We start from the raw sequence: 22,400 nt of genomic DNA on the forward strand, positions 1-22,400 counted from the left end.
AGAGTGAAGAGAGGAGGGGGCGGGACATGCGACATATTTCTTACTACATCGGTCTGCTTTTTTTGACTGCGATTCTTGTCATCGGCGGTATTCTGTTCAGTACCCTCTACTTTAATCTTGTGAATCAACGGACGGACGAAGTGGTCCTTGGTTTGTTGAACCGGGGAAATACACACCGTGATGTCCTCGAGGAATCTTTTAATGCAGAAACATTGGAACATGTCAGTTTGATGGAATCAGCATCCGAATTTACCGTCGTTATCACGGATCAAAAAGGAAAAATTTTAAAGGCTTCGCATCCACTTACTCCCAAAATGAAAGTAGAGCTTATCCATACGGAATTTCAAACACAACGAAAAGATCGGATTTTAAGAGCTCAAGCGGAAACGAAGGGTTTTTTTATGACAGATAGTCCAATCACGATTTCAGGTGTTCATCGTGGGCATGTCTTCATGTTTGCTCCGGAAACGTTAATTCAACAAGTCGTCGACCCGTTAAGACAACAATTCATTCAAGTTGGTATCATTGCCGTCCTTCTGTCGCTTACGACTGTCGTGCTGTGTACACGATTGATTTCAAGACCACTCATTGAGATGGAGCGTGCGACGGCCAAGTTGAAAGAAGGAAACCTTGACGTGGATTTACCGGTAAACCGCTCGGATGAGCTTGGGGCACTGGCACGCTCCATCACACAGTTGGCAAAAGATCTTGATTTTTTGAATCGTGAACGGACAGAATTTTTAGCAAATATCTCGCACGAACTTCGAACTCCGCTGACCTACATGAAGGGTTATGCGGATATATTACATCGTCCAAACTTGCCGGAATCTGAAAAAACAGCTTATCTGTCGATTATCAAAGAAGAAAGCGATCATTTGAGCACATTGATTGAACAGATGATGTTACTGGCACGTTCCGATACGAATGCATTCTCAGTCGAACGAGTGCCGCTTGCGCTCGATCAATTGATTGTCTCGACGACAGAGAAAATGCGACCTGCAATTGAAGAAAAAGGGCTGCATTTGCATGTATCAGGGGAACCGGTAGAGATAGCAGGAGATGAAATTCGGCTCAAGCAAGTGCTGATAAATGTATTGGATAACGCAAAAAAATATACAGCAACCGGTGAAATCGTCGTCCGATACGGCAGGAATGAAACAGGACCGTATTTTCAAGTACGTGATACAGGAAGCGGCATCAGCCAAGAAAGTTTACCCCATGTGACAAAACGTCTGTACCGCAGTGAACCGTCACGATCACGAAGCCGGGGCGGATCAGGGCTTGGTTTGACGATTGCCTTGGCAATCGTTCAAGCACACGATGCGACATTAGATATCAAGAGTGAAAAGAATGCCGGGACGAGTGTGATGATTCAATGGAAGGTGTGAAGAAATGGCTCGAATTTTAATCGTTGATGATGAACAACGGATGCTTCAATTAATGAAATTATATTTGACACCGTATGGTCATACGTGCCATTTGGTCGATTCCGCTGAAAAAGCAATCGAAATCGTCAAAACAGTTCCGATTGATATCGCTTTACTGGATGTCATGATGCCTGAAATGGATGGTTGGACACTATGTGAAAATATAAGACGAATCGCTGATTTCCCGATCATCATGGTAACGGCACGGAATCAAATGGAAGATGTCGTTCGGGGACGTACAGTCGGCGCCGATGATTATGTGGCGAAACCGATTCATGAAGGTGAACTATTAGGACGGATTGAGTTATTGATTGGACGAGAAAAGCGGGAACAGTATACATTTCATGGTCTGCATTATGATGCTAAGGGATATGATTGTAGTTTTGATGAACAAAAAATCTTACTGACCAAAACAGAGTTTCAGCTGTTAGGAAAACTCCTGGCTTCCGTAAATAGAATCTTATCGAGAGAGCAATTAGTGCGGTCGCTTTGGAGTGACGACCAATCGATTGAACCACGAACCATCGATTCTCATATGCGCCACCTTCGTGAAAAACTGCGGCGTTCCGGCTTTCCAATCGATGAGTATTTGGAGACTGTCCGAGGTGTGGGTTATCGTTTACTGGAGCAGACAAAAGACAGCTAAAAGGAGAATTGAAATGACAACGACAATTTATTTGGTCCGTCATGCGCATTCGACCTATTCTACAGACGAAAAAGCGCGTCCTTTATCAGAACAAGGGAGATACGATGCGGAACAACTGACGACTCTTTTTGAAGGGATTAAACCGGACCAGATTTACGCGAGTCCGTATCGGCGAGCGATTGAGACGGTCCAGCCTTTAGCAGAACAATATGGATTAGTCATTCAAGAAGCAGCGGCTTTTCAAGAACGGTTATTGGCGCCCGAAGAACTGCCGGATTTTCAACAGGCTGTCGGTTATGTATGGGAACATCCGGATGAAAATCCGTATGGAGGTGAATCAAACGTTACGGCACAACGGCGGATCGTGCCTGAAATCAAACGATTACTAGAAAAACATAAAGATCAAACCGTCGTCATCGGAACACACGGGAATATCATGGTGTTATTAATGCAACATTTTGATCCGGCATATGGATATGCGTTCTGGAAAACGCTAAAGATGCCGGCTGTGTATCAAATGACATTTAAAGACGAAACCTTCCTTCAGATTGAAGAAGTTTGTCAGCATAACTAAAAAAACAGGAGATTGTCCCTTCGATAAGGGACCTTCTCCTGTTTTGATTATGCTTTTACCTTTTCATGTTTTTGGATTAAATCAGCTGTCAGCTGACCTGATAAGGTGACCATCGGGACACCACCACCTGGATGTGTGGAACCACCGACGAAATAGAGACCTTCGTAGAGATCACTCTTCGATGGAATCTTAAATCCACCGTTCTTTTTCCGATCGGCTGCCACACCATAAATCGAGCCACCGTTCGGACCATATAGGGATTTCAAGTCTTCTGGTGTAAAGCGGTATTCAAATTCAATCGATTCGCGTAAATCAGTCAGTCCCATCCGTTCCAATTTATCGAGGACGACTTCACGGTACGCATCCCAATCGGTTTTTCCATCTTGTTTCGTCAGTGGTGGCACGTGTGTCAAGACGAACAAATTATCTTTTCCTTCAGGAGCCTGTGACGCATCGGATTTAGAAGAAACACCGACATAAATCGTTGGATCTTCTGGCGGAACACCATCCTTGAACATTTGGGCAAATTCCCGTTCCGGATCATCAGAGAAGAAGAAGTTATGGTGTTTCAAGTCTTTGTATTCACGGTTAACCCCAAGTAACAGAACAAGACCGGAAACGGAAGGCACGAATGACTGATTTAATTTTTTAGCCTGTTTTGGTCCTTTTTTCTCTGAAATGAGATGTTGATAGGTCGGAATGACCTCAAGGTTCGAGACGACGACATCAGCCGGATAAAATGTACCGTCTGTCGTTTCCACGCCGATTGCACGCTTGCCTTCTGTGACGACACGTGCGACAGGTGTGTTGACGTGAATGGTCACCCGGAGTTCGTCAAGCACCGTCTTCATGGCACGGGCGATATTGTACATACCACCTTTGACATAATAGATGCCGAGACCCATCTGAACATAAATCATTTGATTGAAGACAGCAGGAGCTTCGTAAGGGTTGGATCCGACGTACATGACCATATAATTAAACAGCTGCTCCAGATATTTGTTGTTCAAATGTTTTTTTGTACCGCTTGCTACTGTATTGAGTGGATCCATCTTAAGTAATTCAGACATCGTATGGTATTTTTTTAAGTCTTTTAAATCTTCGAGACTGTATTTGTAGAAACTGTCTAAACACAGGTCATACATCTTTTTAGAATAACTGAACAATTCGACGAAATCCGCTTGATCGGAAACTTTTTTAAATTCCTCAAGCATTCCCGGGAGATCGCCTTTGACGTCAAGTTGTGTACCGTCTTCAAAGAAAGTCCGCCATTGCGGTTCGATGCGTTCGATTTCCAAATAGTCGTCGAGTCGACGGTGGACGCTCGTAAACAATTGTTCGAGTACCCAAGGCATCGTCAAGATTGAAGGACCGGTATCGAACGTAAATCCTTGGCCGCTACGTTGGTTTAATTTCCCGCCAACATTTCCATTTTGTTCTAGCATCGTGACTTCATAACCGTCTCCCGCAAGGCGGATTGCTGCTGACATACCTGCTAAACCTGCTCCAATAACGACTGCCTGTTTCTTCAAAAAAATCACATCTCCTTATGTTTTAGTAAATAAACGGAATCAAACGTTTTCTTTTGCGGGCCCAGTCCGTGTAAGCAGGACCAAATCCTTTGGTTAACATCTGTTCCTCGATTCGAATACGGTGAAGCAAAGCGATGAACATCAGGATTCCGGCACATAACGTGACAAACAAATTCCCGAAGTATAACGGGAAACCTAACGTGATAAAAAACAGACCGGAATAGAGGGGGTGGCGTAATGCCCGATAAGGACCCGTGCTGACAAGCCGGTCGCCCGGATTGACAGCAACATGGCGGGTGAACTGATGCTTGAGATGATAAATCCCCCAATAGCGCAGAACGACACCGGAAGTCAAAAGGAGCAATCCGATTTCACGTGACAAGGGAAGTCGAATTGAATCACTGAACAGAACGGAAAAAAGGATTGTGGTGATTAACGTAGCTAAAATCCAATAAAAACTTTGCCGTTCTTCCAGTGGAGAAGGTTCCTTCTTACGGTTTCGGAACAGAAACAATTCGAATAACCAAAGAAGAGAGACGGCAATGAACACTTTATCTAAAATGGTCATAAGATTCGCCCCTGACTGATACTAATCATTATTTAAAGAAAACGCATACAAGAAATCTTTACCCGAAAGGCTGAACATTCAATCCTTGTGTCGGACAATCCAGCTTCTTTTGGCAAACTGAGAATTAATTCATTTTGATTACACCTGTACAAAAAATGGTGGCATTTTGAAATGAATGTTATTCTAAAATTAAAGACTAATTACCCTGTTTTGGAAAAAAGGAGTTTTAAGAGATATGAAAAAATTAAAGCAAACGGTGATCGGGTTACTGGCGATTCTCCTCTCACTCGTCAGTTTTTCACTGGCCGCAGAAGCATCCAGTTACCGCCAGGCGAAAACACCGCTCAATCTTCGAAGCGGGGCTTCGACAACAAAAGCAGTCGTCGCAGTGATTCCGACTACTGTCTATGTCAATGAAATCAGCCGACTCGGGACATGGTCAAAAGTTCGTTATGGAACACAGACAGGGTATGCCAGTACAAAATATTTACTGACCGATCAACAAATCGGTGGGTTACGCATCGGCAAGACATTAATCGTTAATCCAAATCTTCCGTTACGTTCGACGTATGCGCCGGGAGAAAGTACAGTTGCACGGGCCGCATTTGAAAAAATGAAACGGGCTGCCAAAGCGGAAAAGATTACGCTGGTCGCATTCAGTACATACCGTTCATATGCGTATCAAAAAGCCTTATTTGAAAAATATGTGGCACGGGATGGTTTTGAGAAAGCCAGCACGTACAGTGCCCAGCCGGGAAAAAGTGAACATCAAACAGGACTGGGTTTTGATATCGGAGGCGCCGATTCATCAAAATATGCCAAGTTCAGCTTCTCAAGTACAAAAGAAGCAAAATGGCTGGCTGCCAATGCCCACCGTTTTGGATTCCATCTCCGTTACCCGCTCGGAAAAGAATCATGGACAGGCTACACATATGAAAGTTGGCATTACCGTTATGTCGGAGCAACGCTTGCGGCGCAGCTGAAAATGACCGGATTGACAATGGAAGAATACTATCAATTGGCACCGGGTAAACCAAGTACACCGTAACAGGTTTCACTTTAAGCTTTAAATGGTAAAGAAATGGTGTATTCCTCATCGTCAGCAGCAGCGGTCTGCCTTTTTTCGAAAGAGGTGGAAAGTTGTGGCGAAAAAAGAAGAAAAGCACCATATCATGACCTTTACATTTGAAGAAGAAGCGACCTCGTATCAGGTATTCAGTGAATTAAAGAAATATCATGCGAATGGCCAAGTCGATTTTGAACAAATCGCTGTCATTAAACGAAGTGAAAAGCGGAGCTTTTTCCTTTGAAGATGCTGTCGACTTGAGCGGCTCCAACAAAGCCTTTAAAGGTTCTTTAATCGGTATGGCAGTCGGGATTCTCGGGGGACCGTTCGGTATTTTATTAGGTTCGATGACCGGGATGCTGATTGGCGGATCAAAAGACTTAAAAAGAGAATCAAGCTGTTCAAGAAACATTTAAACGGACACTTGGTGTGATTCCACCTGGTAAGACGGGAATCATTGCAATCGGGGAAGAATTCGAACCATCCGTACTGGATGGACTGGTCGCGAAACATAATGGAACGATTGATCGGACAGATGAATTGCTCGAAAAATAATCAAAAAAATCCTTCCCTCATCAAGAGGGGAGGATTTTTTTAGATTAAGATTGACGTTCTTTTTTTACTTTTTTGAAGAAGAAGAGCTCGTAGACGACCGGGACGATGATGAGCGTCAAGAGTGTTGACGTCGTCAATCCGCCGATGACAGTCAAGGCGAGACCTTTTGAAATCAGGGTACCGGATGACGTTGTCAGCGCGAGCGGGACAAGCGCCATGATAGTAGCGAATGCCGTCATCAGGATGGGACGAAGTCGTGTCTTACCGGCTTCAATCAAGGATTCCCGAACCGGAAGTCCACGTGTGATGTTCTGACCAATCCGGTCAACAAGCACAATCGCGTTGGTCGTGACGATTCCGATCAGCATGAGGAATCCGATCATAACACTGACAGACAATGGTTCGTTAGCTAGGAACAGTGTAACGAGCGAACCGATCGGAACGAAAATGAGCGATGACAAGATGATGAACGGAATCCGTGCTTTTCCGAACGTGATTAACATCGTCAAGTAAACGAGACCGATGGCAACGACGATGGCAATTCCGAGAGATTGGAAGATTTCAACCGTATCATCATTTCCGCCGCCACTTGTTAAGGAAACGCCGTCCGGCAAGTCAATTTTTTCGACAGCAGCTTTGACGTCACTGGAGACCGTTTGGACGTTATCGCCTTTGACTTGACCCGAAACGCGGGCATAGACTTTACCGTCCAGTTTTTGAATCGATGTGAAGGTATCGACTTCATTGACGGTTGCGACATCTTTTAAGGCGACAGGACCGGCAGCCGAGAAGAGCTGGACATTTTCAAGATCTTCTTTCGACGTCAAGTCTTCCTTGTAAGACAATTGGACGTCCTGATCTTTGTCATCAAGGTTCAGTGTACCGACCGTGACAGGTTTAGTCTGGTCGTTGACCGTACCAAGAATCTGGAAGCCGGATAAACCACGATCACTGGCTTTTTCAGAATCAATTTCGACAAGGAATTGTTTTTGTTTCTCGCTAAAGTTATTCGTAACATATTTCAAATCATTGTTTTTGTTCATATTGTCTTCCACCAGTTTAGCTGCTTTTTGGAGCGCTTCTAAATCAGTCGAGAACAAATCAACATCTACATTATTATTGGATGGGGGACCACCTGTCGACAGTTCAGCAACGCTGATTTTGACGTCGACACCATCTTCTTTTGCGATATCATCCATTTTGGTTTCGAGGGATTTGATCGTTTTTTCGACATCAGCCCCGTCTTTTAAATTCAAGAAGTAGCTGGCTTTGTTGTCAAGTCGCAATCCGGTCGTGAAGTCACGTGCTCCGACGGATGTCGTGACATCAGCAATGGCGTTTTCCTGATCAAACATTTTTTCCATGTTCAGCGAAACATCACTTGTTTTCTCAAGCGACGTTGCAGCAGGAAGCTCCAGTGAAGCAGTCAATGTTTTTGAAGCTTCATTCGGAATGAACGTAAAGCCGAGTTGCGGTACGATGGCAAGCGAACCACCGAGTAACAAGAAGGAAACAACTAAGATGATCGCTTTATGCGACAATGATTTTTCAATCAGTGTGCCGTACCACCGTTGTAAGACGCCTTCTTTTTCTTCCGCCGGTACCTTTTTAAAGGCGAACTTCGCTAAGATCGGTACAATTGTAATCGCGACAAGTAGGGAAGCGAGTAACGAGAAGATGATGGTTAAGGCGAACGGTAAGAAGAATTTACCTGTGATACCGCCGACAAAGCCGATCGGCAAGAAGACGACGACGGTCGTAAGCGTCGAAGACGTGATGGCTTTTAAAATCTCTTTTGTTGATTGTTCGATGACTTCATCTGTCATACCGCCATCTGATTTTCGGACCCGTCGGAAAATGTTTTCAATGACGACGATACTGTCATCGACGACCCGGCCGACAGCAACTGCCATACCACCGAGTGTCATGATATTTAATGAAATAGCCTGCCAGTTCAAGAAGATGGCCGCAATCAAGAGTGACAGCGGAATTGAGACGATTGCAATGATCGTCGCCCGGATATTCCGTAGGAACAAAAGGACAGCCAGTGAAGCGAACAAGGCCCCGAGTAATCCTTCTTTGACAAGCGTAGCGACGGATTCTTCGATGTCTTTCGCAGAATCAATACCAATCGTATAATCGATTTGGTCATCATATTTGTTTAAGATTTTTGTGACGCCGTCAGCAATTTCAACCGTATTAGCGTCTTGTTTTTTGGTAATCGCCATCGAGAGAGAATCTTTTAAATCATAACGTGTTTTTTCACTTTGCTTCGAGACAGCTTCAATGGTAGCGATGTCTGAAAGACGAACCGGTTCCGCTTGTTCTGTCGGAGCACCCGTTTCGCCGGTAGCACCAGCCGGGGGTCCTGATTGGGCAGGTTGACCCTGGCCGCCGGAAGCAGCACCGGAAGCAACACTTGACGTCAATTGAAGATTTTTTAATTTATCCAAGTTTTCCAGTTTTTCTTCGACCCGGATCGGAATCTTCGAATCACCTTCTGCGAGCTGACCAGACGGGAAGGAAACATATTTGGCATTGATTTGTTCTTTAATGCTTGATAACGATAAACCGGCCGCTGTTGCCTTTTTGTTGTCGACAGTAATCTGGACTAAATCATCTTTGTAACCACCAACAGAAACACTGTTGATGCCCGGAATTTTATTCAGTTCCGGTTCGATTTCATTTTTTAGAAGGGACTCAATCTCTTTTCCGTCTTTACTAAAGAAGGAAATGTTGTAGATTGGGAACGATCCAAATGAGAAGCGGTTTAACTTCGTTGTCGCTTCTTCCGGAAGGTTAGCATCCTGGATCGCAGCATCGATTTGTTGTTCGACCTTGTCCATATCGGTATCAAATGGGAATTCGATATTGATGATCCCGATACTTTCATAAGCAGAGCTCGTGATTTTTGTCGAGCCCTCGATCCCTTTCAGTGCTGTCTCGAGTTTTGAGACGACCTGTTTATCGACATCATCCGGAGATGCGCCTGGATACACAGCTTCTACTGAAATTTGAGGAAATTCAATTTCAGGAAATTGATCCACTTTAAGCTGAGAAAACGAATATACGCCGCCCAAAACTAATAAAATAGCAATAATAAATACAGCGACAGAGTTCTTTAAACTAAACCTTGTTAAAAAATTCAACAGTTACCCCTCCTTTATTTTATATGTGCTTATTTACATAGTAGAGGACGAAACGAAACCCTGCAACTTTGAACTGTAGAGCAGAAAGAAAAAATATAATAAAAAAAATCAGAGAAAAGTCTTTACAGTTTTCAATATGTTGCTATAATAAACATATACCCAGGACACACGATCATGATTCTGTAGCTCAGCTGGGAGAGCGCTACCTTGACAGGGTAGAGGTCGCTGGTTCGAGCCCAGTCAGAATCATACCGAGCTCCCGTTCATCACACGATGAATGGGAGTTTTTTCATGTAAAAAAGCTGTTCCTTCATTATATGAGGGAACAGCAACGTGAGCATCTATTGAATTTCTAATCGAAGGTCGCCCATCTTTGTCCAACCGGCCATCGTCGTCATGCGGTAAAAGACGAGCGTCAAGACACCGGGAAGGACGACGCCGGTTGCAAAAAAGATCAGGAACGCATTAAAACCCTGATTAACGAAGATGTTGAGTGGGGCAATCATTGAATTTAATCCGAGACCCGCAAGTTCATAAGGGACTTCAAGTGAAAGAACAAGTGTGGCGATGGGTGCCGAGATCATCGCGGCCAGGAACGGAGCGACGACAAGTCTTGGATTCTTAACGATGTTCGGAAACTGAACCTTTGGTGTGACGAAGAACGAAGCAATCAAACCGCCGGGATCTGTTTGACGATATGCCATCAATGTAAATCCGACAAACTGAGCTGAACAACCGATTAAAGCAGCGGCACTGGCGACCGGGTCGAGTTGAAGGGCGATTGCGAGTGCAGCCGATGAAGCGGGTGACATCAATAAGACACTAAAGATAAGAGCAATAACAAGTGATGTTGCAATCGGTGAAGACTCGACGGACGCAGTAACCATTGCGCTGAATCGTGTGAGGAGAGGTGTTGTGACGGCAGCGGCACCAAGACCGGTAAAACCGCCGGCGAGAACAGCACTGACCGGGATGACCATCATGTCGAATTTTGTTTTCCCTGTCATCCGTTTTCCGACGAAGACGGCCACAGCAGCTGCGAGTAACGCACTGATTGGTTGACCCGGTACGAGGACAAGACCGGCATCCGTCGGTTGAAGTGCGGCTCCGCCAATCGTCGCGGCAATCATCGCACTGAATAAGACTAAGGTGTTTCCGCCAAGCTGATAAGCAATTCCGGCTCCGAGTGCGGGGGCGAGTAAGACTTTGGCGACGCCGCCGATTGTCAGTAACATTTCAATATGTAAGAGATTTCCGAACGTCTCAATCAATAATCCTACCCCTAACGTCACTAACACGGCATTTGCCATCCCGGCAGATACTTTCACCATTCGATCCATCGCATATTCTTTCAACTCACTCATCCTCTATCTATTTCGCTTTGCCATGAAAAAAACCTATCCGGTATCGGATAGGCGCCAGTATTCCTGCGGGCGCCTCATTCGATGCATCGAAAGGAGGGCCCAAAATCAATTCCGAAAATCAGCGGAAAAGGTTTCAGTCCCTCGAGCATAGAATAATCAGTCGGCCAGCAATGTGGTTTACATACATAAAGTGTATTCCCCTCTCCGTGAATTTTTCTAAGCCTAACACGGGTAAGATGAATAATCAATATTTTCTGACAATTTATTTTTCGTGATTTTTGAACTTAAAATCAGGGGAAAGATAAGAATGGCATAAGTTGAACATTGGAGGCGGTTTCATGAAATTTGCAGTCATTACGGATATTCACGGCAATGCAACGGCATTAGAAGCAGTTTTAAAAAGAATAACGGAAGAAGCAGATGTCTCAGAAATTTTCTGTCTCGGAGATTTGATTGGCATCGGACCACAAACGAATGAAGTCATCGAAATTGTGCGATCGACACCACACATGACGACCATCAGCGGAAATCATGACGAAAATGTCCTTGCGTTGATCCATGGTCAAAAATATCCGGATAGTTACCGTCATGCGAAAAAACATCATCAATGGATTGCCGATCAGTTAACACCGGACAATCAACGTTTTTTGGAGCAGCTCCCAAGAACCGTCCGAAAAACATTTTCGGAACAGGAAGCATTGTTTACACATTATGCGTATCTGGATGAAACAAAAGCGATTGGAGAGGAACCGTTGGCAGATACGGTGGACGGAACAGAACAATCCCTGCCCGAGCTCTTTAAAGGCGAGCAGGCGAGTCTGATTTGCTTTGGGCATCATCATCCGAAACAGTTGGTCCGGGCGATGGGGATAACTTACCTGAATCCGGGGGCGCTAGGCTGTCAGCCGGAAGCTGTAGCACCATTTGCGGTAGTCGAACTGAACAGCGGAGAGTGGAACGTGAATGTCATTGAAGTGAAGTACGATGACCGACCGTACCTTGAAGCGTTTAATGCGGCACCGATGCCGGAAAAAGAACTGTTGCGTAAACTGTTTTTAGGCGGAAGAACATGAAAAAACGATCCGCTTGAATAAGCACGGATCGTTCGATGGATGACACATGTGATTATAAAAAACGGCTTACAAGAACGAGCATTAAAGGGACGGCGATAAGTAAAATCCCGATGATCCGTTTCGTCCGGCTTCGTTTCCATTGAAAGGCAAGCGCAAGGAAAGGGGATACAAGAAATCCGATAAATAAGGTGATCAATGTTAAAATGAAAAACAGAAAATCTGTTTTGGAGCTGGTGCGGGTGTACGATTTCCACATATCAACGAGCGATACAATGACGTAGACCAGCAAAGCTAACGTGAACAGAAAATTGGACAGTAAAAGCTGGGACAAATAAAACACTCCATTCAAGTACGAGTAAGGATCGATCACGCAAAAACAGCCTCTCCATTCATCGAGAGGCTGTTTTCATTATAACAATTTTAACATCGCTTGACTGATTGTTTTTAAATCAAGCGGTTTCCCAATCAGCGGCCATTCAGAAATCAAGGCAATATACGTCTTGAACAGTAAGAACGCAGTTACTTCGACCGGAACGGCCGGAGAACGTTTTTCAAGTTCCAACCGTGTTTCCAGCAGATTCTTTATATATTCGACGATATGCTGCTCGATTCGAATCCGTAGCTCCGACATCTCCTGAAGTTTCAGTGTCTGGGTTTCTTGTGTGATTTGTAAGATAAACAGATGCTGCTGTTGATGATTGACAATGGCATCAATCATCGCCTGTTTATTTTCTTCGACCGAAGCTGTCGTCGTATAGGCATTTTCCGCTTCTGCCTTCATCTCCTGCAACACCCGTGTGACGAGGGATTCAAACAAATCAAGTTTACTTTCAAACAATTGATAGACGGTTGGTTTTCCGACATGAGCCCGTTTGGCAACCCGTTCGATAGTCGTTCCTTTATATCCGAGTTCTGAAAAGCAGGCCATCGCCGCATCTAAAATGAGATGTTCTTTATCAGACAGTGTCATGGCGTTTTCTCGCTTTCGTTGAGAGTAAGATGCGTTTTCCACCTAATGCACCAGCGAAGCTGATAGCGAGAGCAGAAAACAGAATCAAACCAAGAATCTGACCGTTTGTGATGAGTGTATCGGTAACTCCGATTCCAAGTGCCTCACGGAAACCTGTGACCGAGTAAGTCATCGGCAGGAAGCGGTGAATCGTTTGGAAGAAGCTTGGAGTCATTTCGACCGGGAATGTTCCGCCGCTGCCGCCAATTTGCAGTAACAACAGTAGGAAGGCGCTGAATTGTCCGACCCGACCAAAGAGCATGGTTAACATAAAGAGTAGTGTGATGAACGTCATCCCTGTCAAAGCAGCGAAACCATACAGTGCAGGGGTGCTTGCAACATCCGCATCAAGTACATAAATAATGGCGACGGAAGCCGCAATCCCTTGTAACGCACCAATCGGTAAGATGATCGACAGTTTTCCGACGAGGAACCGCCACGTTAATGTTTCACCATGTTCAGGACGGATCTGGTAAACAGAAGAGAACATCAAGGCACCGGCAAACAAGGCGATGCTGAGGATGTAAGCCGCAAGACCTGATCCGTAGTTGTTGACGGTCGAATAATCATGTTCTTTTAAGACAACCGGTTCAGCGAGCATGTTGTCCCGGGCGTTGGATGGTTTGACAGTCGCATCTTTCGCGCCTTTACCGAGTTCGGTTTTCAATGTGTTGGCACCATCGGCAAGTTTCGAGTTTCCATCTGCCAAGCGTGAAGCGCCATCCGTCAGTTGACCGGCACCGGAAGAAATGGCGACGGCACCGTCTGACAGCTGACCGAGACCAGAAGTCAATTGACCGGATGCTGTACTGGCATCGTTCGCACCGGTTGCCAGTTGCTGGGCACCAGCCGTTAATTGGGTGCTTCCGACAGCTGCTTTATGCACGCCGTCTGTATAGGCCGTCAAACCTTGCGTGAGCGTGCCTTGTCCTTGTTCGAGACTTTTTGCACCGGCAAGTAGTTGAGTTTGTCCTTGCTCTAATTGTTTTGAACCAGCAAGTAGTTGGGTTTGTCCTTGTTCCAATCGTTTTGAACCGTCAAGCAGTTGTGCGAGCCCACCATCGAGTTGCGAGACGGCAGAAGCAATACTTTGACCACCAACCGCAAGCTGATTAATTTTTTCTGTTGCATCATTCGCTTTAGCGAGGCTTGCATCAAGTATCGATTCTTGCTGTGCTAAATTTTGAACGTTTTGTTCCATCGTTGCGATGGATTGAAGCAAAGCACCTTTTTCTTCTTCCGTTAAAGTTTCAGATGAAGCAATGACTGCCTTGATACTCGCGATATTTTCTTCAAGTGCTTCACGACGAGTACTTAACTCTTGTTTTAACGTATCCGCCGCATCGTTGACTGCTACCAGCGAGGCATTGGCTTCTTGAGCCCGGGCGTTCAGTTGATCGAGACCGGCTGTGAACTCCGGCAGGTTGTTGTCGAGCTTCGACGCACCGGCCGAAGCTGTTTCGAGACCTTGACGGAGTTCCGTCGATCCGGCAGCTGAACTTTCGAGACCTTGACGAAGTTTTGTGGATCCGGCAGCTGAACTTTCGAGACCTTGGCGGAGTTTTGTCGATCCGGCCTGTAGATCGGCTGAACCTTTCATTAACTTTCCGCTGTTGTCATCGAGTTGATTGAGGCCGCTCGATAATTCACCGGACTTCTCTGCCAGTGTTTTTGTTCCACCGCTTAACGTGTTGAGACCGCTTGTAAGCTGGACGGAACCGTCCGCGGCTTTTGTTAAATTCGTGGACAACTCATTTGTCCCACTCGTTAGTTTACTGAGATTCGTCGTCAGTGTTTTTGCGCCATCTGTCGTTTTCTTCGCGCCATCTTCCAGTTTGGCTGAACCTTCGGATGCATCTTCTAGTCCTTTGGCAATTTTTTTAAGGGATCCGAAAATCGCACTGCTGTATTGTTTCGTGACGGATTTCCGGATTTTTTCGTTCAATTGCTTAGCGGCAGCGCTGGAAATCTGCGTACCGGAATAGTTTTTGGCTGGATTCAGATAATATTCCAACTCAATTTTTTTCGGATGATCGTCGAGTAAAGTAGTCGCATTATGAGAAAACTTCTTTGGGATGACGACTGTCATGTAAATATCACCGGCGCGAAGCTTTTTAGCCGCATCTTTACGTGAGAGATACTGCCAGTCAAAGTCATCATTTTTTTTCAGTTTTTTGACGAACTGATTTCCGATATCAATTTTTTCTCCCTCGAACTTCGTCGCCTTGTCTTCATTGACGACTGCGACCTTAATGTTTTCTGTCTTACCATACGGATCCCAAAAAGCAGATAAAAAGATCGAGTTATAAAGAAACGGGACGAGGATAAGTGCAAGAATCACGATGATCATCATCGGGCTTTTTAATTTTTTCCATTCTGAACGAAACATAAATCAAATCTCCTTCTTGAAACTAAAAACTAATTTAAGTTTCTGGTTTTGATGAAATTTACTTTACGCCTTTTTATGAAGGAAAGCAACTACTTAAGTCGATGAATTGCTGAGAAAAAGAATTGTTTCTCTTTTGTAATCATTCCAGACGAAAAAACACCCAACCTAATGAAGGAAGAGTGCATTTCAGATTAAGGGAGTAATAAGATTTTTCCGGTGCTCTGACGGCTTTCCAAGTAATCATGAGCCCGTTGCCCGTCCGAGAGGGAGAAGGTAGTCGGAGAAGCGATTTGCAGTTGACCGGATTCCAACCAACTGAACAATTCTCCGGCCCGACGGATACGTTCTTCACGAGTCGTCAGGACGTTCCATAAATCACCGCCGGTCAGTGTTTTCGAAGTATCCATCAGGAACCGTGGGTCGACAGAAACCGGATCACCGCCGGCCATGCCGTAAAAGACGACTGTTCCATGGATTTTCGTCACTTCGAAACTGTTCATCAACGTCGATCCGACCGATTCGTAGACGACATCGACGCCACGCTGATCCGTCAGTGTTAAAATCTGTTCGACCCAGTTATCCGAATATAAAAAGACATGTTCGGCACCGGCTTGTTTAGCGATATCCGCCTTTTCCATCGATGACGTTAAACCAATCGGAATGGCTCCGTGTAATCGGACAATCTGTGTCAACAATTGACCGACGCCACCGGCTGCTGCGTGGACCAATACCAAATCTTTCGGCCGGATGGTATAGCTGTCCCGTGTCAGGTAGTGCGCAGTCAAACCTTGTAATAGAACGGAAGCCGCTGTTTCGTACGAAACAAAATCCGGTAAAGGAATCACTTTATCGACGGGTGCGGCAACGAATTCGGCATTCGCGTTCGGGACGTCGGCAAAGGCTACCCGTTGCCCGACTTGAAGATCAGTCACAGCAGCACCGATTTGTGTGATGATCCCTGAACCCTCGTAACCGAGCAGGTAAGGCGGCGTGCCTTCCAAATGATAATTGCCTTTCCGGCGGTAGATGTCGGCAAAGTTTAATCCGATGGCCTTCATTTCAATTAATACTTCATTCGACTTGATTTCAGGAGTCGGATATTCTTCGTAATGCAGTACACTCGAATCTCCGAAGGTACGAAATCTAAGAGCTCGCATGGTAAATACACGTCCTTTTTAGTAGTTGTCAAAGGTAGTATAATTCACTTAAGCAGAAAATCCTCTTCATATGCGTTAGAGTAAGGGAAAAGAAGGTGAGACCACATTGAAACAAGTCCTACTCGGTGGGATTCATTTTTATCAAAAAGTGATTTCGCCGATGAAACCGGCGACCTGCCGATTTTATCCGACCTGCTCGCATTACGGAAAAGAAGCAATCGAGAAGCATGGTGCCTTAAGAGGCGGTTATTTAACGACCCGTCGTTTGTTACGTTGCCAACCGTTTCATCCGGGCGGACTCGACTTTGTACCGGAGACATTTGACTGGAAGGCGCCGTTACAACGGGAAAACCCGGCAGAACATCAAAAGTAATTCAAAAAGAGTCTGAGCTCGTTAAACGAGTTCAGACTCTTTTTGAATGTTACAAATCACCGGTTAAAAATTGTGCTTTTCCTAAACCGAAACTCCAGTCAGCTGCATCATTCTCGACGATTGAGACCATCAGATCAGCAGGCGAGAGTCCACATACAGCTTCCAACCGTTCAGCCAGTAAACGATAGAGTGCCTGCTTTTTCTCCTCTGTCCGTGTTTTACTTGTCACGCTGATAACGACGACTTGATTGGAACGTGTCAACCCGAGTCCGGTATCCTCAATGATCATTTCGTTCGCTTTATGCGTATGAACGATTTGATAACGATCCCGTTCCGGTACGTCAAAAGCTTCCAGCATCGCCTCATGGGCAGTATCGAGTAAAAGTTTCAGTTCTTCATCCGAGCGCCCTTCAATGACATCAAAACGCAGTAGTGGCATAGTCATCTTCCTTTCTATCTATATGTAGAAGTACGGGAAACCCCGTACTTCATATTTAAGCTTATCTTATTCAAAGAATGGTTTGTACTGACGGCGTTCGTGCATGACAGACAACCACTGCACAGTCGAGAATTCTTCAAGGACCCATTCTCCGTTGAAGCGGCCGAGACCTGAGTCTTTTTCGCCGCCGAACGGCATATGCGGCTCATCGTTGACGGATTGGTCATTGATGTGAATCATGCCTGTTTCAACCTGAAGTGCAAATTCTGTTGCGCGTTCAATTGAAGAACCGTGAACAGCACCGCTTAATCCGTAAGGAAGTGAGTTGGCGAGTTCAAGTGCCTCTGCGTCGTCTTTAAATGGAATGATGACAGCGACTGGTCCGAAGATTTCGTTTTTAGCAAGCGGCATATCGTTTGTAACGCCTGTTACGACCGTAGGAGCGATGACGTTTCCGTCTGCTTCACCGCCGACACGGACTGTTGCACCCGCTGCTTTAGTTTTTTCGATTTCTTCCATGATGCGGTCGACTTGCGATTGGTTGATCAACGGTCCGACTTGTGTGCGTCCGTTTGATGGATCACCAAATTGAAGTTCTTTGACACGCGCAACGTATTTTTCAACGAATTCATCATGAATGGATTGAGCAACCAAAATCCGGTTCGTCGACATACAAATTTGACCTTGGTGATAGAACTTGCTGTAAACCGCTGATTCGACGGCACGATCAAGATCAGCATCGTCCAGTACGACGAATACATTGTTTCCGCCGAGTTCAAGCGCTGTCTTTTTCAAGTGTTTTCCTGCAAGTTCACCGATGTGACGGCCGACTTCAGTAGAACCCGTGAATGAAATCAAACGTGGAACCGGATGCTCGACGATGGAGTCGCCGATTTCTGATCCGCGACCGACGATGACGTTTAAAACACCTTTTGGTAAGCCGGCTTTTTCAAAAAGACTGGCGAAAATCAAACCGCCTGAAACCGGTGTATCAGTTGCCGGTTTGACGACGACCGCGTTCCCGATAGCGATAGCTGTTGCGATTGAACGGACAGCAAGGTGGAACGGGAAGTTCCATGGGCTGATGACGCCGATGACACCAAGCGCTTTCCGGTAAATCCGGTTTTCTTTGCCAGGTACGACAGACGGACGAATTTCGCCGTGCATCCGTAATGGGAAAGTAGCAGCTTCTTTGACGATCAAGACAGAGGCAAGGAACTCGCCTTCAGCTTTAATGCGTGTACTGCCGGACTCCTTAATCAGCCAATTGACGATTGTTTCTTTTTCTTCGTACATGACTTTTAAAAATTCTTCAATCAATCCTTGGCGTTTCAGTGCCGGCACTTTTGCCCACTCTTTTTGGGCGACTTTGGCAGATTGGTAAGCATCATCCAAGTCATCGTTGTTAGCTGCTGAAATCTCAAACAGCGTTTCGCCCGTGAAAGGGTTCGTATTCGTCATATTGCTGTCACTTGCGCCTTTGCGCCACTGACCGTTAATGAAAATTTTAGTGAAGTCTGTATTGAGTGATGATTTTGTATGTTGTTGCATAGTTTTCATCTCCAATTCGTTTTGATAACACTTAAGTTATTCACGTTATGTGAAGAAGTAAAACACAAACCGACACTTTCACAAAGTGAATCGACTCGGCGGATTTTTAAAAAGATGAGGCGAAGACGTTTTACTATATGAAGAAACAGGAATTAAAAAATATACCGATATATTAGAGTGGAGTGGATGAAATGTGCAGAAGCTGAAACTGGTGTACCGGGAAACGAATTGGTGGTGGCCGCTCCTTTATGGAGTAGGGGGAGCCGTATTGACGGCGGTTGTTCTGATGGTGGATTTGTATGCAAAAGAACTGTTTCCGAATGACTGGAAAACAACACTCGGTTTGGCTCAGACCATTCACAGTGCAGTCTTTACCGGATTATTGACGATGATGACATTTACGTTCTCGACGATTTTGGTCGTCCTGACAACCTATTCTTCACAATTTTCTCCCCGCACCTTACCGAACTTTATTGAAAATCGACAAGTTCAACATATTTTCGGGATTTTTATCGGAACCGTCACATATTCGATTACTATGCTGTTCTTCATGCGATCGTCGCTGAAAGACAGTGTCGTCGCTTCTGCCGTCGCCGTCATCGTTGTATTGATCGCGGTTATTGCCTTTGTCGCATTCGTGCATATCGTCAGTCAATCGATTCGGGTCACGACGTTACTCGATCGTTTACATGAAGAAGGCTGTACGCTGATTGAAGAGCATGTGGAAGCGATAAACGGAGGTCAGTATCAATTGGTGCCGGAAAACCGGTCGACGTATTCATTCGGACTTACCGCTCTGCAAACCGGTTATTTACAGGCAATTGATTATGAATTACTGATGAAGTCAGGTGAACGCGTCGCGATTGAGGTGACGATCGGAAGTTACGTCACGCAAGGACAACGGATCGGCAGTGCCGAAAAAGAGAACGTGGAACAAGGAATTCTTGTCGGCCCAACGCGTTCGGCAGAACAAGATTTTGCGTTTGTGATTCAAAAGCTGTCTGAGGTGGCACTTCGGGCGATTTCACCCGGTATCAATGACCCGAATACAGCACGCCATGCGATGCGGCAAATCGGTGATTTATTCAGACGGTACACCATGCTTCTGGACGGTAATCTCCTGGTCAACGGGGAAGGGTCGGTGACAGTCAAGCGGCTCGCGTTTTCTGAACTGTTGTACTTGACGTTTTATCAACTGCGGCATTACGGCGAAGAGGATATTTCAGTCCTTTCGACGATGCTTGAGTCACTTGAAATCATGAAACGGAATGCTTTACCGGAACATAGAGCGAGCATTGACCGGTTCATTCCATTTGTCTGCTCGGAGGTCGACTGGTCGGCATTAAACGACTGGGACCGTCAACATTTGGAGCAGGCTCAAAAAAGGGCACTTTCATGAAACCAGTCGCAGCTTTTTAACGTAATCAAGAGAAGAAAGAACAGCAGAAAGTAGGAGATTGGCATGACTATCATATTATGGAGTTTGATTGCAGTCTGTTTTTTGGTTGCGTTCGCAGGACTTGTCTATCCTGTCATTCCAAGTGCACCGTTACTCATCATTGGATTTTTGATTTATGGATTTGGATTCGGTTTTACCGAGTTGACCGTCAGTTTCTGGGTCATTCAAGCTATCTTCGTTATCCTGTTATTTACGTTAGATTATTTGGTTAGCTCTTATACCGTTGATCGACGCGGCGGTTCACAGGCCGCAAAAATCGCGACGACCGTCGGTTTGATTGCCGGTCCCTTTATCCTGCCTGGGATTGGATTGTTGATTTTCCCGTTCGTCTTTGCGATTTTAACGGAAAAAATCATCAGTAAGAAAACATGGAAGGATTCTGTTTCAATCGGAATCGGGACTGTGTTGGGCATTCTGTCGAGTGCCTTATTAAAAGGGATCGCCATGCTGTTAATGATTGTCGTATTCATCCTGTATGTCGTGTAAGGGAAAAGAAAGATTATCTGCAAGTACACATTTTCCGAGAGTTCCGTTATAGTATGAATATGAAAAAGTAGAGAAGCTTGTTCATTAAAAACAAGCTTCTTTTTGGTGGAGAAGACCGATGAGAAGCTGATCGGCTTAATTTAAATGGAGGTGAATCCCCTTAGTTTGGGGAAACGATTGGACAGTACACACGCAGTGGAGACATTCGATACAACAACGATTATCATTCGGCTTTTGATTATTGCACTTTTAATTGTGCTGACCGCTTTTTTTGTCGCAGCAGAATTTTCAGTTGTCAAAATGAGAATGTCCCGAATCGATCAATTGATTACAGAAGGCAGTAAAACCGCGAAGACGGCGAAAAAATTATTAGACAACCTGGATTATTATTTATCTGCCTGTCAGCTCGGGATTACCGTGACGGCCCTTGGACTGGGTTGGTTAGGCGAATCGACGGTTGGTGCGATTCTCGCGATGGTATTCAAGGAGATTGCACTTCCGGAATCCGTCTCGACGGTCGTTTCCTTTACGTTAGCCTTTTCCGTCGTGACATTTTTACACGTCGTCCTCGGAGAACTGGCACCGAAATCACTGGCGATTCAAAAAACGGAAGCCATTACGATGTTGCTTGCCCCTCCGCTTTATTGGTTCGGGAAAGTAATGAAACCCGTCATTTGGCTGCTCAACGGCTCAGCACGGGTCTTCTTGCGCCTGTTTGGTGTCGAACCCGTTGGTCATGAAGACGCTCACTCGGAAGAAGAAATCAAAATCATCATGACACAAAGCTACAAAAGCGGTGAAATCAATCAAACTGAGTTGTCGTACATGCAAAACATCTTTTCGTTTGATGAACGGATCGCGAAAGATATCATGTTGCCGCGGACGGATCTGATTACGATCTCAAACGATGCATCGATGGAGGACATCATTGCCCTTGTTGAAGAATACCAGTTCACCCGGTATCCGGTTGCAGAAGAAGGCGACAAAGATAAAATCTTAGGATTTATCAATGCGAAACAATTGTTCACGGATCATATGGCGAACAAAGGGAAAGCACTGAGCTTTTATGTGCACAACCTGCCGATTGTATCGGAATATTCTCCGTTACAAGACGCGATGCTGAAGATGCAGGTCGAACGTACACCGATGGCGCTTGTCATCGATGAGTACGGTGGAACAGCCGGCGTCATCACGATGGAAGATATCCTGGAGGAAATCGTCGGTGAAATTCGCGATGAGTTTGATAAAGATGAAAAAGCGGACATCGAACAGATTCATGAGCGCTTGTACCGGATTTCAGGTCGTGTCTTGATTGACGACTTGAACGAACGGTTTAATCTCGGAATTGAAGAAGAAGACATTGATACAATTGGCGGCTGGGTCATGGCACAGGATACGGAAGTATCGAGCGGTCAGGAATTCCGTTATAAAAACCATACGGTCAAAGTCATGGAAGTCGACAATCATCAAGTTAAATCGATTTATCTACAGTTGCCGGAAAAAGAACCGGTGACGGAAGAAATCGTTTGAATGTAAGACGGAAGACTACACTTCGGTGTAGTCTTTTTTTGTGAAAAAGAACA

Annotated in this window: 22 protein-coding genes and 1 tRNA gene; 13 read left to right on the forward strand and 10 right to left on the reverse strand. The window is 45.3% G+C overall.

Translation table 11 applies throughout. The annotated features are described in order from the left end of the window. Positions 1-26 precede the first annotated feature (26 nt). The 3 genes from EXIG_RS02815 to EXIG_RS02825 are packed head-to-tail and all read left to right on the forward strand — an operon-like array spanning position 27 to position 2,647. The gene (locus EXIG_RS02815) at positions 27-1,388 is read left to right on the forward strand and encodes a sensor histidine kinase (RefSeq protein WP_012369420.1); all 1,362 of its coding nucleotides are present in this window, start codon (positions 27-29) and stop codon (positions 1,386-1,388) included. A gap of 4 nt (positions 1,389-1,392) precedes the next feature. Next, positions 1,393-2,073 (forward strand): response regulator transcription factor, encoded by a 681-nt coding sequence (locus EXIG_RS02820; protein ID WP_012369421.1) that lies wholly within the window; start codon positions 1,393-1,395, stop codon positions 2,071-2,073. A gap of 13 nt (positions 2,074-2,086) precedes the next feature. After that, complete coding sequence (locus EXIG_RS02825; RefSeq protein ID WP_012369422.1) at positions 2,087-2,647, forward strand: histidine phosphatase family protein; 561 nt, start codon at positions 2,087-2,089, stop codon at positions 2,645-2,647. A gap of 47 nt (positions 2,648-2,694) precedes the next feature. Here the strand turns inward: EXIG_RS02825 and EXIG_RS02830 are convergent, their stop codons facing one another. Together EXIG_RS02830 and EXIG_RS02835 are read right to left on the reverse strand one after the other, a co-directional pair. After that, on the reverse strand, positions 2,695-4,179 hold the full coding sequence (locus tag EXIG_RS02830) for a phytoene desaturase family protein (protein WP_012369423.1): 1,485 nt from the start codon (positions 4,177-4,179) through the stop codon (positions 2,695-2,697). 22 nt (positions 4,180-4,201) lie between these two features. Beyond that, the gene (locus EXIG_RS02835) at positions 4,202-4,747 is read right to left on the reverse strand and encodes a methyltransferase family protein (protein WP_012369424.1); all 546 of its coding nucleotides are present in this window, start codon (positions 4,745-4,747) and stop codon (positions 4,202-4,204) included. A gap of 235 nt (positions 4,748-4,982) precedes the next feature. Here EXIG_RS02835 and EXIG_RS02840 point away from each other — a divergent pair, with 235 nt between their 5' ends. The 4 genes from EXIG_RS02840 to EXIG_RS16135 all read left to right on the forward strand — a co-directional run bounded on the left by EXIG_RS02840 (position 4,983) and on the right by EXIG_RS16135 (position 6,368). Continuing rightward, positions 4,983-5,795 carry a D-alanyl-D-alanine carboxypeptidase family protein gene (locus tag EXIG_RS02840; protein ID WP_012369425.1) on the forward strand — a complete coding sequence of 271 codons (813 nt, stop codon included), beginning with the start codon at positions 4,983-4,985 and terminating at the stop codon, positions 5,793-5,795. Positions 5,796-5,889: 94 nt separating this feature from the next. After that, entirely contained in the window at positions 5,890-6,057 is a 168-nt protein-coding gene (locus EXIG_RS16035; RefSeq protein ID WP_234944564.1) for a hypothetical protein, read from the forward strand. Beyond that, positions 6,005-6,229 (forward strand): DUF4564 domain-containing protein, encoded by a 225-nt coding sequence (locus tag EXIG_RS16040; RefSeq protein ID WP_234944565.1) that lies wholly within the window; start codon positions 6,005-6,007, stop codon positions 6,227-6,229. The genes EXIG_RS16035 and EXIG_RS16040 overlap by 53 nt, the downstream gene beginning before the upstream one ends. A 13-nt stretch (positions 6,230-6,242) precedes the next feature. Further along, positions 6,243-6,368: a hypothetical protein gene (locus EXIG_RS16135; protein ID WP_268741709.1), complete on the forward strand. Its 126-nt coding sequence runs from the start codon at positions 6,243-6,245 to the stop codon at positions 6,366-6,368. 44 nt (positions 6,369-6,412) lie between these two features. Here EXIG_RS16135 and EXIG_RS02850 read toward each other — a convergent pair whose 3' ends face one another. Continuing rightward, positions 6,413-9,517: an efflux RND transporter permease subunit gene (locus EXIG_RS02850; protein WP_012369426.1), complete on the reverse strand. Its 3,105-nt coding sequence runs from the start codon at positions 9,515-9,517 to the stop codon at positions 6,413-6,415. 176 nt (positions 9,518-9,693) lie between these two features. Here EXIG_RS02850 and EXIG_RS02855 point away from each other — a divergent pair. After that, a tRNA-Val gene (locus EXIG_RS02855) sits at positions 9,694-9,766 on the forward strand. Positions 9,767-9,858: 92 nt separating this feature from the next. Here EXIG_RS02855 and EXIG_RS02860 read toward each other — a convergent pair. Continuing rightward, on the reverse strand, positions 9,859-10,881 hold the full coding sequence (locus EXIG_RS02860; protein WP_041261459.1) for a PTS sugar transporter subunit IIC: 1,023 nt from the start codon (positions 10,879-10,881) through the stop codon (positions 9,859-9,861). A gap of 338 nt (positions 10,882-11,219) precedes the next feature. Here EXIG_RS02860 and EXIG_RS02865 point away from each other — a divergent pair, with 338 nt between their 5' ends. Continuing rightward, a complete protein-coding gene (locus tag EXIG_RS02865; RefSeq protein ID WP_012369428.1) occupies positions 11,220-11,954 on the forward strand; it encodes a metallophosphoesterase family protein in 735 nt (244 codons plus the stop codon). 52 nt (positions 11,955-12,006) lie between these two features. Here EXIG_RS02865 and EXIG_RS02870 read toward each other — a convergent pair whose 3' ends face one another. The 4 genes from EXIG_RS02870 to EXIG_RS02885 form a co-directional block, all read right to left on the reverse strand. Continuing rightward, positions 12,007-12,303: a hypothetical protein gene (locus EXIG_RS02870; RefSeq protein ID WP_167315836.1), complete on the reverse strand. Its 297-nt coding sequence runs from the start codon at positions 12,301-12,303 to the stop codon at positions 12,007-12,009. A 60-nt stretch (positions 12,304-12,363) separates the two neighbouring features. Continuing rightward, positions 12,364-12,924, reverse strand: coding sequence for a TetR/AcrR family transcriptional regulator (locus EXIG_RS02875; RefSeq protein ID WP_012369430.1), 561 nt, complete (start codon positions 12,922-12,924; stop codon positions 12,364-12,366). Next, positions 12,911-15,352, reverse strand: coding sequence for a YhgE/Pip domain-containing protein (locus EXIG_RS02880; RefSeq protein ID WP_012369431.1), 2,442 nt, complete (start codon positions 15,350-15,352; stop codon positions 12,911-12,913). The genes EXIG_RS02875 and EXIG_RS02880 overlap by 14 nt, the downstream gene beginning before the upstream one ends. A gap of 191 nt (positions 15,353-15,543) precedes the next feature. After that, positions 15,544-16,509 (reverse strand): quinone oxidoreductase family protein, encoded by a 966-nt coding sequence (locus tag EXIG_RS02885; protein WP_012369432.1) that lies wholly within the window; start codon positions 16,507-16,509, stop codon positions 15,544-15,546. 106 nt (positions 16,510-16,615) lie between these two features. On the opposite strand from EXIG_RS02885, the gene yidD reads away from it, so the two are divergent. Continuing rightward, positions 16,616-16,882, forward strand: a complete 267-nt coding sequence (gene yidD / locus EXIG_RS02890) for a membrane protein insertion efficiency factor YidD (RefSeq protein ID WP_012369433.1) — start codon at positions 16,616-16,618, stop codon at positions 16,880-16,882. Between the two features lie 49 nt (positions 16,883-16,931). Here the strand turns inward: yidD and EXIG_RS02895 are convergent, their stop codons facing one another. Together EXIG_RS02895 and EXIG_RS02900 are read right to left on the reverse strand one after the other, a co-directional pair. Continuing rightward, entirely contained in the window at positions 16,932-17,321 is a 390-nt protein-coding gene (locus EXIG_RS02895) for a tautomerase family protein (protein ID WP_012369434.1), read from the reverse strand. A gap of 66 nt (positions 17,322-17,387) precedes the next feature. Continuing rightward, entirely contained in the window at positions 17,388-18,872 is a 1,485-nt protein-coding gene (locus tag EXIG_RS02900; protein WP_012369435.1) for an aldehyde dehydrogenase family protein, read from the reverse strand. Positions 18,873-19,065: 193 nt separating this feature from the next. On the opposite strand from EXIG_RS02900, the gene EXIG_RS02905 reads away from it, so the two are divergent. The 3 genes from EXIG_RS02905 (at position 19,066) to EXIG_RS02915 (ending at position 22,347) form a co-directional block, all read left to right on the forward strand. Continuing rightward, positions 19,066-20,271: a DUF2254 domain-containing protein gene (locus tag EXIG_RS02905; protein ID WP_012369436.1), complete on the forward strand. Its 1,206-nt coding sequence runs from the start codon at positions 19,066-19,068 to the stop codon at positions 20,269-20,271. A gap of 63 nt (positions 20,272-20,334) precedes the next feature. Next, positions 20,335-20,817 carry a DUF456 domain-containing protein gene (locus EXIG_RS02910; RefSeq protein ID WP_012369437.1) on the forward strand — a complete coding sequence of 161 codons (483 nt, stop codon included), beginning with the start codon at positions 20,335-20,337 and terminating at the stop codon, positions 20,815-20,817. Positions 20,818-20,961: 144 nt separating this feature from the next. Further along, positions 20,962-22,347, forward strand: a complete 1,386-nt coding sequence (locus EXIG_RS02915) for a hemolysin family protein (protein WP_012369438.1) — start codon at positions 20,962-20,964, stop codon at positions 22,345-22,347. Positions 22,348-22,400 lie beyond the last annotated feature (53 nt).

Source organism: Exiguobacterium artemiae 255-15, from assembly GCF_000019905.1.
GTDB classification, from domain to species: Bacteria; Bacillota; Bacilli; order Exiguobacteriales; family Exiguobacteriaceae; genus Exiguobacterium_A; species Exiguobacterium_A artemiae.

Excerpts from the sequence above, each read along its gene's own strand:
- EXIG_RS02840 (WP_012369425.1), top strand. The coding sequence starts at position 4,983 with ATGAAAAAATTAAAGCAAACGGTGATCGGGTTACTGGCGATTCTCCTC.
- EXIG_RS02880 (WP_012369431.1), bottom strand. The coding sequence starts at position 15,352 with ATGTTTCGTTCAGAATGGAAAAAATTAAAAAGCCCGATGATGATCATC.
- EXIG_RS02910 (WP_012369437.1), top strand. The coding sequence starts at position 20,335 with ATGACTATCATATTATGGAGTTTGATTGCAGTCTGTTTTTTGGTTGCG.
- EXIG_RS02885 (WP_012369432.1), bottom strand. The coding sequence starts at position 16,509 with ATGCGAGCTCTTAGATTTCGTACCTTCGGAGATTCGAGTGTACTGCAT.
- EXIG_RS02815 (WP_012369420.1), top strand. The coding sequence starts at position 27 with ATGCGACATATTTCTTACTACATCGGTCTGCTTTTTTTGACTGCGATT.
- EXIG_RS02825 (WP_012369422.1), top strand. The coding sequence starts at position 2,087 with ATGACAACGACAATTTATTTGGTCCGTCATGCGCATTCGACCTATTCT.
- EXIG_RS02865 (WP_012369428.1), top strand. The coding sequence starts at position 11,220 with ATGAAATTTGCAGTCATTACGGATATTCACGGCAATGCAACGGCATTA.
- EXIG_RS02835 (WP_012369424.1), bottom strand. The coding sequence starts at position 4,747 with ATGACCATTTTAGATAAAGTGTTCATTGCCGTCTCTCTTCTTTGGTTA.
- EXIG_RS02915 (WP_012369438.1), top strand. The coding sequence starts at position 20,962 with ATGGAGGTGAATCCCCTTAGTTTGGGGAAACGATTGGACAGTACACAC.
- EXIG_RS02895 (WP_012369434.1), bottom strand. The coding sequence starts at position 17,321 with ATGCCACTACTGCGTTTTGATGTCATTGAAGGGCGCTCGGATGAAGAA.
- EXIG_RS02875 (WP_012369430.1), bottom strand. The coding sequence starts at position 12,924 with ATGACACTGTCTGATAAAGAACATCTCATTTTAGATGCGGCGATGGCC.
- EXIG_RS02820 (WP_012369421.1), top strand. The coding sequence starts at position 1,393 with ATGGCTCGAATTTTAATCGTTGATGATGAACAACGGATGCTTCAATTA.
- EXIG_RS02860 (WP_041261459.1), bottom strand. The coding sequence starts at position 10,881 with ATGAGTGAGTTGAAAGAATATGCGATGGATCGAATGGTGAAAGTATCT.
- EXIG_RS02900 (WP_012369435.1), bottom strand. The coding sequence starts at position 18,872 with ATGCAACAACATACAAAATCATCACTCAATACAGACTTCACTAAAATT.